This is a genomic window from Nostoc sp. TCL240-02 (genome assembly GCF_013343235.1).
Taxonomy (GTDB): Bacteria; Cyanobacteriota; Cyanobacteriia; order Cyanobacteriales; family Nostocaceae; genus Nostoc.
The window spans coordinates 1597162-1611876 of sequence record NZ_CP040094.1; the positions used below are offsets into that span (position 1 = coordinate 1597162).

The following is a 14715-nucleotide window of genomic DNA, read 5'->3' on the forward strand; positions in this document are numbered from 1 at the left end:
TATTCTAATCTTAGGGAAAACCAGTATTGGACTCTATTTAGATAACTTGACAAAACAATTACTAATGATGAATGTTCCGTGCAGAAAAGAATTGTGGTTTCCTATATTGCAACAACAGATGTCGCAAAATAAAGCCATTGTGGAGAACTCCCATAATTTTAACTGCGATCACCGGAGCTGCCATCACCGCTATCTTGATTTTCCAAAAAACTAGCCAGCCATCCATCGCCCTTACTGAAGAATGGATAACTTCTACTTAAGTATGCTTGTTCAGAACTGGTTTAATACTAGTTTTGTACAATTGCGCCCAAAGTACCACTGACCGCATACAAATAATCATCTGGGGATAGCAGAAGCAGCATTCCTCGCATTCCACCGGAAACAGTGATCTGCTCGAATAAGGTTGCTGTTTCATCAAGGTAAACTGGATAATCTTTTTTACTAGCTAAAGCTGTTACACCGCCACGGATGTATCCTGTTAGTGGCTGGACTTCTTTCAAGGCGACCGTCTCAACCTTGCGGTTTCCTGAAATCCGCGCTAAGGCTTTTAAGTCTAACTGAGCATTTCCCGGCACAACAGCAAAACAGATACCCGTTGTGTCCCCTCTAACTACTAGAGTTTTGAAGACTTGTTCTGGAGGAAGACCGACTTTCTGTGCTGTACTCTCGGCAGCCAAATCGTCAGGATCTACTTCATAAGTGAGAATTTGGTAGGGAATACCTAGTTTATCAAGTAGTCGAGCAGCATTGGTTTTCATTCAAGTCCAGATATCATTATTCTTGCTCCTAATCTTCAATCACCAGCCCACTAATACCAATTTTGTATGAAGTTGCATAGAATCAAAAGTCTATAAACTATGCCTGGCAAGTATTCCAGCTTTCTGTAGTTTCATGCAGCTTCACAATAATTTGGTATAACACGACTAAATTCTCTTGTGTTGTGCGTGACTAATGTTAAGTTATTCACAAGTGCGATCGCTGCAATCTGTAAATCATAAGGCCCAATTGGTGTACCAAGCGTCCCTAACTCTGCCCGAATTCTGCCAAAAAGCCGAGCCGCCCGGTCATCAAAAGGCAAAGATACAAAATTATTCAAGAATGCTTCTTGTAATGCTAAAGTCCGTGTCGGATTATTACTTCGCATTGCACCATAAAATAGTTCGGCTTTTACTACCGAACAAACAACAATATCTGCTGGTGATAGCGATTCTAACCTCTGCCTCACAGCAGACATAGGACGATTCAGATAAACAATGCAAGCATTGGTATCTAACAAATATCTCACTCTAATGGCTCCCTAGTGTCATACTCACCTTGGGGATATCTTTGAATTGGGTCATCTGCTAATGATCCAGCTGTTTGTTCAAAAAATCCGGCTGGCCATCCCAATTCTTGGGGTGTTTTTGGGGGTACTGATGGTTCTATTTGTTGATAAATCACTACGACTTCCATTTCTTTGTCTGTTATGCCAACAGGAATCTCAAGGTGCAAAATGCCATCACCCCCAACATGAGAACATAACTTAATACTTTGCATTACTGTTTTCTCCTAGTCCTTGGTTGATTGAAAATTACGGGGTATCTCATCTATGATGCCGTATTCTTTTTCAATCACACTCAACAGCTTCTTCTCCATAGCTGTCAAATACGGTCGCTTCAAATCTCCCAAGTGCTTTAAGACAGCATGGGCAGCCTCTTCCAAGTTTTGATTTTCCTATAGCCTATGAATGCGATCGCTTCCTGTGGGAGAAATAGCACCATCGCTGATTAACTGCATCTGCTGAGATTCGGATAAATAAGCCAATTCCTGAAAAATTATCTAGCCAAATAGACGCAGGTGTTAAACTCGCTATGAAAAAAGCTATTGAAAGACACCGCCGTTTAGTAGAATTTATTAGCATTTGGCAAAATGGCCAAGTTGTGAGATTAACCGCCATACAAATTCCTCCTTTCAACTCAGATGAGTAACCTATTTTCCCTCATTCCAGATCAAATCCGAGATAAACTACCACTGACGGAAGATAAAAAAGAACTACTTCAACAGCAAACCATTAGTCAAAATATTCCAGGAACAATTCTGCGGGATTTTCAAACTATTTTAGAATTTCTCCAACCCAACGGCGTTGAAGTTAGTAGTACTTATCACCAATTGTCCCTTAAATATCTCCAACAACTTAACTCACAATTGAGCTATCCCATAGATATTAACCTCAAACGTCCTGTACAAAAATCCTATCCTTATATTCACGGTCTTTATTTTCTCCTCCGCACCTCTGGACTATCTCAAGTTATTACCGAAGGCAAAAATAGCAAGTTGGTTTTAGACCAAAATATTCTGCAAGTTTGGCAAGGATTAAACCCCACAGAACAATATTTCACCTTGCTAGAATCTTGGTTAGTTTGGGGAGAAAGCGAACTCTTAGGCGACCAAAGAGATATGTTTGACCAAGCATATCGCTGTTTATTATTTTGGAACAATCTCCCATCATCAGGATTAAAAATTAATAATTACTCAGAACAAGATAAATTAGTTTATTATCCTGGTTTCCACAATCTCGCTCTCTTACATTTATTTGGATTAATTGAACTGACATTAGGAAAACCACAAGCCGCTAAAGGCTGGCGTTTTACTCATGTAAACCCCAAGGACTGGGGTAATGCTCTCATGTCTGTATTAACTGAAAGTCGCTCAAATATCCAAGTAGAAGATTACGCCACTTTTCGGTTAGATTTTCGCATAGCTTTTGACAATTTAAAACCTTATCTCCAACCCTATTTCCCGGAATGGTCACAAACATTAGTGATTGCAAAAGGCGGTTTTACTGAGGGTGTTTATATATTTAAAGCCACTTTACAGAATGCTTGGCGACGGATTGCTATTCCTAGTTACTTTAATTTGGATGAAGTCGCTGCCGCAATTGTGCAAGCATTTGATTTTGACCCGGAACACCTCTACAGATTTATTCACAAAGACCGTTTAGGAAGAACTTTGGAATTTAATCATCCTGTTGTCGAAATTCCCCCTGATACCTGCGATTTTCGTTTAGGCGATTTATCCTTAGAGGTAGGCAGTCATTTACAATTTATCTTTGATTTACTGCAAGAATGGGAATTTGATTTATGTGTAGAGAAAATTGAAGCAGCTAATGACAAAATGAAAAAGCCCAAGATTCTTGAATCTCATGGTGAACCGCCAGCGCAGTATGGTGAAGAAGAAGAAAGCTGGGAATAGATTGGCTACTGTGATTGGCTATGTTTCAATCCATACATACGTGTCAGAATTGGTAGGGCGATCGCTCTTGCCTCATAATCATTCTTTGCTTATTGGGCTTTGGCTTTATTTATTCTCTATCTCCACTGCGCCTAATGCTTTGAGTGAGGCTTTCGCAGCTTCTGTTAAACCTCTAATATCTTTGATACTCATGCCTTCATAAGGTCGAGGAACTCTCAATATCTTAAGACACTCACCTGTTTTGATATCCCAAACCCTAATAGTTTCATCTTGGCTGCTACTTGCTATAATCGAACCTTCGTAATTTAAAGCAACTGACCAAACACCTCTAGTATGTCCATGTAAAGTTTTTAAGCATTCGCCGTTTTTTGGATTCCACAGTTTTACAGTTTCATCAGCACTACCACTAACCAAATTTTGATCATCGGGACTAAAAGCTAATGATTGAACATCATGAGTATGTCCTTGTAAAGTTTGTATGCATTCGCCTGTTTTAATATCCCATAACTTTATGGTGTTATCTTTGCTACCACTAGCTACCGTTAAGCCATCAAAACTGAACACTACTGTATGTGCATCAGCAGTATGTCCTCGCCAAAGATGAATGCATTCACCTGTTTCAATATCCCATAGTCTAACTGTCAAGTCGTAACTACCACTAACAAGTATTTTGCCATTAGGACTAAATGCAACTGATTGCACTGGGTCAGTATGACCTATTAAAGTTGTAATGCATCTACCGTCATTTACATTCCATAACTTGATTGTATAGTCGGCACTTGCAGTAGCAAGATTTTTACTATCAGGGCTAAAACAAACTGATCTAACTCTATGAGTGTGCCCCTGTAGAGTTCTAAGGCATTTATTTGTATTAAAATTCCACAATTTAACCGTCGTATCCTCACTGCCACTAACTACAAATTCTCCATTAGGGCTGAAAGCGACTGACCATATCCAACTTTTATGCCCTCGAAAAGTTTTCAAACATTCATCTGTAGCTATATCCCATACCCTTATCGTATAATCGTCACCACCGCTTGCAAGCAAATTGCTGCTAGGATAAAAAGCAACTGACCATATCCAGTTTGCGTAACCCTGTAATGTTTTAAGGCACTTACCTGTATTAACTTCCCATAATTTAACGCTTCGGTCATGACTGGCACTAGCGAGAATTTGATTATTAGGACTAAAAACAACTGAGTCAACTGGATGAGTATGTTCTCGGAAAATATGTAAACATTTTCCTGTATGAATATCCCATAGTCTAACTGTTGTATCGTCACTTGCACTTGCTAATAACTTGCCGTCAGAACTCAAATCTACGGACTGTATCTGATTCGTATGTGCATGAAATATTTTAATACATTGACCTATTTTAATATCCCATAAGCGGATGGTTTTATCAGAACTTCCACTAGCAAGAGTAGTACCGTCAGGGCAAAAAGCAAGTGAACGAACCCAGCCTGTATGCCCCTGCAAAATACTTATACAATTACCTGTCTTTACATCCCAGATGCGTATAGTTTCATCAATACTGCCACTAGCTAAAGTTTGACCATTAGGGCTAAAAGCGACTGTTCTTAAACCTTTACTGTGTCCGTGTAAAATTTTAATACATTCGCCTGTACAGATATTCCATAAACGTATGGTTTGGTCAGCACTCCCACTAGCAATTATTTGACCATCAGGTGAGAAAACAAGCGACCTAACAACGTTTGTATGCCCATAAAATGTTTTCAAGCATTTACCTGTTTCGATATTCCATAAACGTACTGTTTGATCAGAACTTCCACTAGCAAAGGTAGTACCATCAGGGCTGCAAACAACGGACATTGTCCAACTTAGATGTCCTTTAAAGTTAAAAATTTCTTTTCCATCAGCAACTCGCCAAATACGAATTTGACCGTTCGCATCACTTGCAACTAAATATTTTCCATCAGGACTAAATGCTGCTGATTGAACACTTCCAAAGGCTTGAGTAAAAACAGAATAAACTAAGTTGGCTTCATTAAAATTGGTACTTTGCAAACTGGCATCAGTAAAATCAGCCCCCTTAATCACTGCACCACTAAAATTTCTGCCTTCCAAAACCGCTTTGTCTACCTTCACAGCCAAAGTTGCTGCATTCCCGCCAATATAACCCACTTCATCTTCGTTTTTACCCCGCGTCGCCTCAATAACCTTAATAAGCGACTCATTATTACTTAACATCGGTAAAAGTAAATCCATAACTGCTTTTGTGAGTGGTGCTTTGCCAAAAGTATCCTTCAACTTATTTAAAGACTCACTTCTAAATTTCCTAAGTGGTGCGTTCCCCAAAGGGGTTGCCGCAGGCATCGCCACACTACACTCAGTGTCATCCAATTGACGCGAAAAATAACCAGACCAAGTATAATCAACAGGCACTGTACCGCTATCCAAACCTGACTGTGCTTGGGCTAATTCCGTAAAATCGCTAGCTAATTCCCCTAACTCTGCCGCAAATTTATACGCCACAAAAAACTCCAACAGTGATCTATGTGCCGGCGTATAGTCACCATCAGCATTGCGAACAAGCATCGTCTGCGCCATCATGTCATAATGCCAATGGTCTAAATCCTTCTCTTCTTGAACAATAGAACCAAATAAGCGGCGAATGCGTTCTGGGAACAGTCGATAATTCAGGCTCATTTGGTCATTAGACAACATTTCCCAGGAAAGTTCGCACAAAAAATACAGTTTTTCTGCCAAAGAAGTAAAAGTACGCTCCGCTTTAATGTCCCGTTCCATCTTGCGCCGCACTGCATACAAATAAACCCGTGACATATCCACAGGTTTACCTGCCTTAATATCTGGCAATGCTTCCAATATTAAGTCGGTCATCACTGGGCGACGAGCTAAGTCTAATAATTGCGGATTGCCTACTACTTGTTCTACTGTCGCTGCTTCAGCTTGGTATGACAACACCTGCCGAATTTGCTCATCGTTGAATTTCTCCAATTCCAAGACTTCAAATTGAGGTGTTTCGCCAGTTAATTTTTTAGTTGAAGCTTGCAGTTCTGCATTTAATAAAGCACGCCCTTCCTTTGCCTCTGGGAAATGCTCAGTACGACAGGTGAGGATGACTTTAGCACCGGGAACTACCACCTTCGCCAGTTCCCAAAAGTTGTTAATCATCTGTTGACGATCTACCTTTGCTGCCATTTCGTCAAAGCCATCGAAAATGAGCAGCAACTTACCCATACGATTAAGTTGGTCAAAGACTTCGCTGTTGATACGGATATTGTGTTGGGTAAAAAAGAAACTTGCCAAAACATTCTCAACATTTAACGCTTTGGCAAAGTCACGCAGGGTAATTACCAAAGGCAGACGGGGACGTTCAACGCCACGTTTTTGAGCATCGCGGTAACGTTGCAATGCAGTCCAAGCATAGTGAAAGACAAACCAAGTTTTACCTGTACCAAATTCTCCTAGAATTGAAATATGCTCTTTGGCTGGGTCATCAAGCCAAAGGTCGATATAGCCATCAATCCACCCGTCCTCTTCCTCATATCGACTCATCCCCAGTCGCTGCTTGGTAATTGGGTCAATTTCTTCTTTTGTGCAAGCAAGCGGTACATACTTGGTATCAATTTTTCGGCGTTTGATTTGGGCTTCTAACCAGTCGAGATAGCTGCTAAAGTCAGCATCTAAGTCAATCAATTCGTCAAATGTAAAGCAGTCTAGGCAATGATTTTCTTCTTTCTTGACTTCATCCCTTGCTGCGCGGGAAATCCGACGGGTAGTTACTAACCATCCTTCATCAGTTTTTTGCGCCTCAACCGAGGAACGCAACGCCATCACATCACTCAGTCCCACCTCTCCTGCAACGCCACGTATAAGAATACGGTCATAACTGCGACGTACTGGGATGTGAATTATCCATTCAAAATATTCTTCTGCCCAGATTTCATATTTTTCAAAGTCATAGCCCAAGGTTTCAAACCATCCTCGCATCTGCTGGGCAAGTGCGATCGCTCTACATTGGTTTGCAGTCGCAGTTCCTGGTAGTGCAGGATAATTCTCTACTGCCAACCTTGCTATTTCTGTCCGAATCCCCTCCAGCGTTGGCAATCTTTCTAGTTGTTCTTGGATACAAGCAATCCTTTTATGTAGAGAACCAATTTTCTGATTTAGCAAAACATCAGAGGGTGTGCGAGTTCGTTTAGCAACTTCAATAAATACAGTTGCAAATTCAGCCACTTCTCGCCTGACATCAAGTTCCAAACTACTGATCTCATCACCCAAGGTATAGGTATCTAGAAAAGCATCAACCTCAGAAAGCAGAATTGAGGGGTTATTGTGGTCTAATGCTGTGCGAAAAGCTTGTTTAATTGCTGCTTGTCGGAACAGTTCGAGCAATGGCTTAGGTTTGCCTACGCCATATTCTACTAAAGCGTAAGCATAAACACCACTAAAATCAGCAGGTGGATGCTCTGGATCGAGGTGAAATTGCTGGAGTAACTTAATTACAGTCTCCGAACGCAGAATTTTTTCTTTAATCAAAGGATTGGCGATGCTAGTAATTGCGTTGAAGACCAGATCCAGGTTAATCAAGCTCATTAAAATACTCCAAAAACACAGAGCTATCTTGCTAATCTAAAGGTTAATTACTGTTACAAATAATATACTGCCAAAAACAGTTTTATGAAGAGTTGACAGTACAGTTAGCTATTAGGCTTTAACTTCTGACTCCAGAAGGCTCAAAAGTTTTTCTTCCAACTCAGTAAGATAAGGTCGATTCAGTTTCCCCAACGCCTGCAACAGACTTTTGACTGTCTCCTCTAGTAAACTCGAATACACCCGATTAATACGATCGCTGATTTGTTTAATCTGCTCACATTCAACAGGCAAGTAATCCGGTATTGGACATTAGCTACGCTTGTGCTATTTGTAAAACTTGTGAGTTTATCAAGCTTAACAAACTCTATAAGTTGCTCAATCTTTGTAAATATATCGATCGCCGTAATGAGTATTGTCCAGCAACATCAATTTGATGGCATCACTGTTCATCTCTCCTCTGTATGAGCTACGTTATTACTACTTACAAAAATAAACCTAATAATGCTATGCGCGTAAGGGAAAAGGTAGGCTTTTGATGCCACTGCTAACTATTGTGATAAATCTTGCGTCCACTCGTTTTCAATATTTTCTAAATCCTTCAACTTACCCAATTGGTGAAAAACTTCATATCCTCTATTGTAATAGTATTGGGCAAGGTCTTGATTTCCGCGCTGACGTTCAAGATATGCTAGATAATAATTAGTTTTAGCAAAATGCTCAGTCATCTCTAATTCTTGCATTTTATCTAAAGCTTGTTTTAAAAGCTTTTCTGCTTCATTCAAATTACCATCTCGTAATTCATTTTTTCCTAAACAACCAGTTGATATCGCTATACCTGAATTATCGTCTAATTCTTTATAAAAACTCAAAGATTGCTGATAGAAAGTTTTAGCTTCATCCCAGTTACTAAGCTTGTACTGAATGTATCCTAACGAACAATATAAATGCGCTATACGAGGACATGTTCCTAATTCTATATGAATTCTTAAAGCTTGTTGATAATCTTCTTTAGCTTTATCTAAATTTCCTTTCTTTAATTCAATATCACCTAATGAGGTTAGAGAAATTGCAATGCCCTCATCATTTTTCAAATCTTGCCTTAACTGCAAAGCTTTATTGTATAGTATTTCTGCTTCATTCAAATTACCACGATTTTCCTCAATCTGGCCTAATGCACTCCAAATAATTGTTATATTGAGCTTTTGATCTAGCTCTTTCCATAATCGTAAAGCTTCCTTATACTTATATTCTGCATTTTCATAATTTCCTCTAACAAATTCAATTTTTCCTAATGAATAAAAGCAAGAAGCTAAATATGAAGATTTTTTCCAATTATCTTCACTATTTAAAGCTGCATTAAAATGTTTTTCTGCATTTCCTAAGTTACCACATTGAAAATACGCATTTCCAATTTCTAGGTGAACATAAGGTTGATTAAGTTTACTACTATAAGGCAATACTTCTTCATATAAATTGATTATTAAATTCCAGTATCCCCATCGTCTGAGATACGGTATCGATAATTTCTTTAATAATCCTACTGACTTATCATATTTCTCTAAGCGAAAAGCAAAATGTTGAGCTTCTAACAAGTAATGTATATCTTCTAAGGTTTTAGGATTATCAACATTAGAATTAGAGGAGTAAAGATTATAAGCAATTTTCAATATATGTTGCATTTCTTCTTGGTATTCTGCCTGAAGAAATTCAATAATTACCCGATGTAAGTCATAAATTTTTTCACACTTTTCTTCGTCATAACTTTCTTGTACCAAACTGCTCTTGATTAAGCATTCTACAATCTGTTCAGTTTGACTAATATTTTTAATATTTGTCAACTCAGCAGGCTTTTCTATATCTATTGCTATTAAAGGTGAGAAATATATATCCCAATCATAACCATCAATTAATAAAAACTTTGCTACATCATCAAAAGTCGTCCCTTCATGTACCTTGAAATACATTATACATTCATAAGGACACCTCTTACTATTCTCTGATTTTGTGGGTAAACTGCGGCAATTAACACCCAGCGCATCTAAAAGTTTTACAGCTAAACTAGTTTTGCCAATACCGCCTTGCCCAACGAGTACCAATACTTTAAGTAGATTTTCTGAGTGTAATAATTTTACTTGCAACTGATTAATGAGTTCATCTCGCCCCTTCCATATAGGTACTTCTGGAATAGTTGGATTTATTACAACCTTTGGTGTTTGTAATTTTGGTAAGTCTGTACCATACAAAGCTTGGATATCGTCATGTATACGTGAGCGCACTTGCTGAACTAACGCATCAACTGAGTTAGACGTTACTAATCAGTCTTTTTTTTAAAACAGGAGTCAGTTCTTCAGGAATTCCTTCTAAGGCGATCGCATTACAGCCGAATTCGTAAGCATCCTCATACGACCGACCCGCACCAAGCGCGTCGTAAAAACCAACTGCAAACTTAAGTGCTGCGTCATCGCTAATTTCATCGCTCATGCCAACCACATAATTAATATGCTGGGAAATAACCTGTGCTTGCACTTCGGCATAACAAGCATTTAGCACAACGCATTCTACACCTTCCTTAGCAAACAACTTAAATAAGCTGGCCAAAGCATTAGTTGGCACAAGTTGTGCGTTGCCTGCATCGTTTTCCAAGACTAATCCTTGATCACCAGAACCATGCCCACAGAAGTAAACAATTTGTGGGTTAAAGTCTAACAATGCACGGCGCAAATCATTCGTGCGAACAGCCCAACGTTGCTGCAATGAAAACTTTTCTCTCTGCTGCGCCCGTCGTAAGCCTTCATCAATTTCTCGCACTTCTTTGTCTAAACGCAATCTTGCTGTGTAAGTAGGGCTGGATGCAAGAATTAATATTGTGCGCTTCACAGGTTGGCTTATTATGCCGGAATGGTTATTTTGTGTAATGTTGCCAACAGTTATATTACCACCAACTTGGATATTGCCACCAAAAATACTTTGTTGAGAATTAGAACTATTATCTTGCGTTGAAGCTTTTGGGTGATTGGAAGAATTATCAGTTTTGCTGGCAGTTCCATATCGCAATTTGATATCATACCTTGGCACTGGATTATTTTTATCGCCCCAACGAGCATCCGCAGACCATGCACCATCAGCTTTTTCTTTTTTGCGTGTCTCAACCGTCATGACTCCGCTTTCTGGGTCAAGAGTTAGCAAGTTGTACTGAAGTGGTATACCTGTAACCTGCTCCTTAGCAGGTGCGCCAAAAGTTCCAGCAGCAATAATTTTGAGACCACGCCGTGCATCGTACTGAAAATTATCGTCTTTTGCTTCATGGATGTGTCCGTGAATACCAACTTGGAAACCATTAACTGCTAACTGTTCTAGAAAAGCTGTATTTTTTATTGACTCAGAACTATGAACAGGGTGATGCCAAACAGCGATCTTCAGCCAGTCATCGTAGTTTCCCGTAAGAATTTGATCTAGGGCATTAGCGATCGCATTGGGATGGATACCAGCCCGATCTTTGTACTCGTGATCGATTTCCCAACAGGAATTAAGCCCTAGAAAGAGAATTTTATCTTCTGTGCAGAGGTGAATAATTGCTTGCTGGTCGTATTCTTGGGGATAGTATTTACTATAAATTTTTTTATAGAAGCGATCGCTAAAGTAATCAAACCGTTTTTTGTACTCATTCTCATCACAAATTAATGCACCTGCACTACCTGCATCGGGAGCATCCAGTTTAGGCAGAAAGACTTAAATAGCAAGAAGCAAACCATTGAGATAAGCACAACGAACGGAAAGGATTTGGTTGACACTTTCAACATTCCACTGTGCGCCGGAAATTTTAATCCTTGCTCCAATCTGTTTAATAGCAGACTCAACAGATCCAGAACCAATAGAACACAGTTGTTCAGTTTGGTAATAGCTGTAGTTAATAATGCCAGAGCGATGCTTTTGGAGATAAGCGATAAACTTCTTAACTTGTTTGCCTCGGCAATTATTAAATAAAGCCTGAATTGGCTCTATCTGACCTTGCCACAATAAACTCTCAGCAGCTTTGAGACGCTTTAAAGAACCACCAATTTTATAAAGATTTTCCTTGAGGTGATACCAATCCAAAATTTCCCAACGTTCAAATTGTTCAGTTCCAAACTCTTTAACTAAATTCCAAACTCCATCATGGCCATCTCCCAAGCAAACAAGTGGATTCACCAAACATTGGCTATTGACGTAATCAATTAATGATTGGTTGTCATCAAAGAATGCACCATAGTAAATCCCTTGCAGACGAACGGTTTTATAGTCTCGCCAGTGACAACCTACTTGAGGTTTCCCTCGTAGTCGAACTTTTCCGCCACACTCACTTCTGATACAGGTTGTAATGCTACGGGTAGTTGAAAATCTTGCTTGAGAACTAGATTTTGTTGCGTTGTATGACCAACCTTCACTCCTGTCAATGCCTCAATTTCGATTTCTGCTTTTTGGTATGATTCATTAGCTGATAGCCTCAAACAGCACTTTTGAAGTCATGGACTTAATCGACTCCTTGGCTTCAAACCCAGTCTCTGTATCTGTTTAGCTTTTAATTTCAGTTCCCCAACCAAGCTTTTGATTTTCCTAGTTTTACCGATTTTTGTTTTTGTTGTTTGTTCGATAAAAAAAGGGCCATTTCTGGGCCGACATATTCCAATATTTGACTACGAACTGTTTTTTCTATACCTTCGAGGTCTATTAACTGACTTTTATCAGCTTCCGAGTACAGCAATGTTGACAGTTCTTGTAAGCACGCTTTGATCCGTTCTTGTTTCTGTTGGCTCATAGTCAGCGATTGCACAGGGTTATTTCCTTTTATATTTTCCCACAAATGCTAAATCTTCCAAAACTGGATGCTCCCAGAAATTTCATGTTTTTTGAGTTGTTGCCACTCTAGCTCAATTCTATTCATCTCTGAACAATATGCAGGTAGAAAGAAAATATATAACCCCATCTGTTCCCACTGAGTCCAATATTCTTGTACATCAAGAGATTTATGTATGGAACCATTATCTTGAACTATGACTCTTATACGTCCAGTAGCCTTGATTTCTTGTTCTGCCTGGATAGCCTCATTTTCCATGATATTGATCTAAGATTCACTCTTTATGCTGCCAATAACTAAGCCATAAATAAAACTTACTAATGGTTGAAACAAGCCAAGAATACTCAATCTTCTGCCACGTCGTTTACTTTGTTCTAAGCGCTTTTGTTCTCCTACTGGGTAATATGTATAACCGGGCGTACACCACATACAAAAGCCTGATTCATCTAAATATTTCAGGTCTATCTCGCCAGCAGCAGCAGCTAGCTCTAGCATTTCAAGGTCTGCCTGTTTGAGCTTTCGTATTACAGGATCTTGCTTTTTTCTGTGACTAATTCTGGCTCTTTTCCAGTTAATCCCCTTTTTTTGAGTACCCTTCTAATTCTGTCGGGACTCAACTTAATATTTCTTTCGTTCTCCAGCTTTTTTGCTAATTGCCGACTATTATATGTGCGTGGTATGTGCGTGGCTCGGCTTTAAGGCATTCTTCTAAATAAACAATATCCTCTTCTTTCCACTTTGTTATTCCGACTCTACCCGGAGCATCCCATAGTCCTCCTAAACCTTTTTTTTCCCACTTATGAAGCGTTTCCCTTACTGTTTGGTCTGTCCAATTAAAATGGGCTGCTATTTTTTCGATATACCATCCTTGAGAATTTAATCTGACTACTAAGGCTCGATCTTTTACTTTCTGCGACACCGTTGTTGCTGCCCTCAACTCAAATAAGGTTCGATCTTCTTCACGGGTCAGAAATACTCTTAGACGCGCTCCCACATTTTATACCTGCTTTAATATTTTCTCCATATTTACTTATTCTTACATATTTTGGTTTTTCCCCGCCCACCTACTTAGGAACTTGTTTTTGATTCTAAGGTTGAGGTAACGGGGCTTTGGGTTGTACTGGAGCCATTGAAAGTAACTGCCCATTCACAGTTAATGCCGTTGCTTGCAGTATTTGCCCATATTGATTACGAGTACCGAAGCCTTGAGCCTGAATTCGATCGCCGATTTGTACAGTGCGGCTAAGTTGGTCTCCGACGTGGGGCGGAAACTTAATTTGCACTTTAGAAGACAAGATCAGCCCATGCAGTTCCCCGCGATGTCCGACCAGCCAGTGCTGAATGGTTCCTGCTGTTGAAAAGGTGCTGTAGTTGCTGCTTCTAAGCGGTTGGGGAGGTTCATCGGGCGGTTGATCGACGATCGCCTGTTGCGTTTTGCGATCGACAATCTGCATTGCTCGGACTTCTTGGCCAAACCGACTGGCGCTACCTGCGGCTCCAGTAATGCTAACTTCTGTTCCAGGAGTAATGAAACGAGTCAGACGGTCACTTAAATGAAGTGGAAATTTTACCTCCAGTCCATTTTTTAGCAGCAGTCCATCCACTCTACCTTCTGGGTTGAGAAGATACTGTTCGACGATGCCCGTAAATGACGATGAATCATTTTCGACAGGCGGTTGGGGATCTGGAGCAGTCGTGAGCCGATCAGCCTGTTCTAGAGTTGCCTGTGGCAGGTTGTTACGGTGGCTCAGTGCCTTAGCAATCGTTTGATATGCCCACAGTCCGCTGATTGCGATCGCGGCTCCAGCGATGCCACTACCAACCATGTAGCGCAGCCTGCGATGGTGCTGGTCTTGCTGTTGTTTCGCTTGCATTTGTTGTAACGCCTCTTGAAGAATTTCCGGAGAAAGATCAGCTTCTACACCGGCTTGCATTAATTCTGTCGATGAATACTCATGCTGTCGTTGTGCTTGCAGGCGGGCTGCGAGGGTAAACAGTTCAGCCGCCGCCTGGTTGGATATGCGATCGTGGGGGTGTGTCATGGTTCGGTCTCCCAAAATTTGCAGCCC

11 protein-coding genes and 2 pseudogenes are annotated in these 14715 nt (G+C 40.1%); 1 reads left to right on the forward strand and 12 read right to left on the reverse strand.

What is annotated here, in order from left to right:
• Positions 1-61 precede the first annotated feature (61 nt).
• From FBB35_RS06965 to FBB35_RS06985, 5 genes are all read right to left on the reverse strand, one after another.
• Positions 62-226, reverse strand: coding sequence for a hypothetical protein (locus FBB35_RS06965; RefSeq protein WP_174709051.1), 165 nt, complete (start codon positions 224-226; stop codon positions 62-64).
• Between the two features lie 61 nt (positions 227-287).
• Positions 288-758 carry a Cys-tRNA(Pro) deacylase gene (gene ybaK / locus FBB35_RS06970; protein ID WP_174709052.1) on the reverse strand — a complete coding sequence of 157 codons (471 nt, stop codon included), beginning with the start codon at positions 756-758 and terminating at the stop codon, positions 288-290.
• Between the two features lie 131 nt (positions 759-889).
• Positions 890-1285 carry a type II toxin-antitoxin system VapC family toxin gene (locus FBB35_RS06975; RefSeq protein WP_174709053.1) on the reverse strand — a complete coding sequence of 132 codons (396 nt, stop codon included), beginning with the start codon at positions 1283-1285 and terminating at the stop codon, positions 890-892.
• A complete protein-coding gene (locus tag FBB35_RS06980) occupies positions 1282-1536 on the reverse strand; it encodes a hypothetical protein (RefSeq protein ID WP_174709054.1) in 255 nt (84 codons plus the stop codon). The genes FBB35_RS06975 and FBB35_RS06980 overlap by 4 nt, the downstream gene beginning before the upstream one ends.
• Positions 1537-1720: 184 nt before the next feature.
• Positions 1721-1936, reverse strand: coding sequence for a hypothetical protein (locus FBB35_RS06985; protein ID WP_174709055.1), 216 nt, complete (start codon positions 1934-1936; stop codon positions 1721-1723).
• Positions 1937-1959: 23 nt separating this feature from the next.
• On the opposite strand from FBB35_RS06985, the gene FBB35_RS06990 reads away from it, so the two are divergent.
• Positions 1960-3231, forward strand: coding sequence for a plasmid pRiA4b ORF-3 family protein (locus FBB35_RS06990; protein WP_174709056.1), 1272 nt, complete (start codon positions 1960-1962; stop codon positions 3229-3231).
• 105 nt (positions 3232-3336) lie between these two features.
• On the opposite strand, the gene FBB35_RS06995 is transcribed toward FBB35_RS06990, so the two are convergent.
• The 7 genes and pseudogenes from FBB35_RS06995 to FBB35_RS07025 all read right to left on the reverse strand — a co-directional run bounded on the left by FBB35_RS06995 (position 3337) and on the right by FBB35_RS07025 (position 14688).
• Positions 3337-7812, reverse strand: a complete 4476-nt coding sequence (locus tag FBB35_RS06995) for an NACHT domain-containing protein (RefSeq protein ID WP_174709057.1) — start codon at positions 7810-7812, stop codon at positions 3337-3339.
• A 111-nt stretch (positions 7813-7923) separates the two neighbouring features.
• On the reverse strand, positions 7924-8103 hold the full coding sequence (locus FBB35_RS07000; RefSeq protein ID WP_174709058.1) for a hypothetical protein: 180 nt from the start codon (positions 8101-8103) through the stop codon (positions 7924-7926).
• Between the two features lie 257 nt (positions 8104-8360).
• Positions 8361-10055 (reverse strand): tetratricopeptide repeat protein, encoded by a 1695-nt coding sequence (locus tag FBB35_RS07005; protein ID WP_174709059.1) that lies wholly within the window; start codon positions 10053-10055, stop codon positions 8361-8363.
• Positions 10056-10113: 58 nt separating this feature from the next.
• Positions 10114-10968 carry a CHAT domain-containing protein gene (locus FBB35_RS07010; RefSeq protein WP_174709060.1) on the reverse strand — a complete coding sequence of 285 codons (855 nt, stop codon included), beginning with the start codon at positions 10966-10968 and terminating at the stop codon, positions 10114-10116.
• Positions 10969-11541: 573 nt separating this feature from the next.
• Positions 11542-12607: pseudogene (locus tag FBB35_RS07015) on the reverse strand (ISKra4 family transposase).
• A gap of 48 nt (positions 12608-12655) precedes the next feature.
• Positions 12656-13640: pseudogene (locus FBB35_RS07020) on the reverse strand (IS630 family transposase).
• Positions 13641-13734: 94 nt separating this feature from the next.
• The gene (locus tag FBB35_RS07025; protein WP_174709061.1) at positions 13735-14688 is read right to left on the reverse strand and encodes a hypothetical protein; all 954 of its coding nucleotides are present in this window, start codon (positions 14686-14688) and stop codon (positions 13735-13737) included.
• Positions 14689-14715 lie beyond the last annotated feature (27 nt).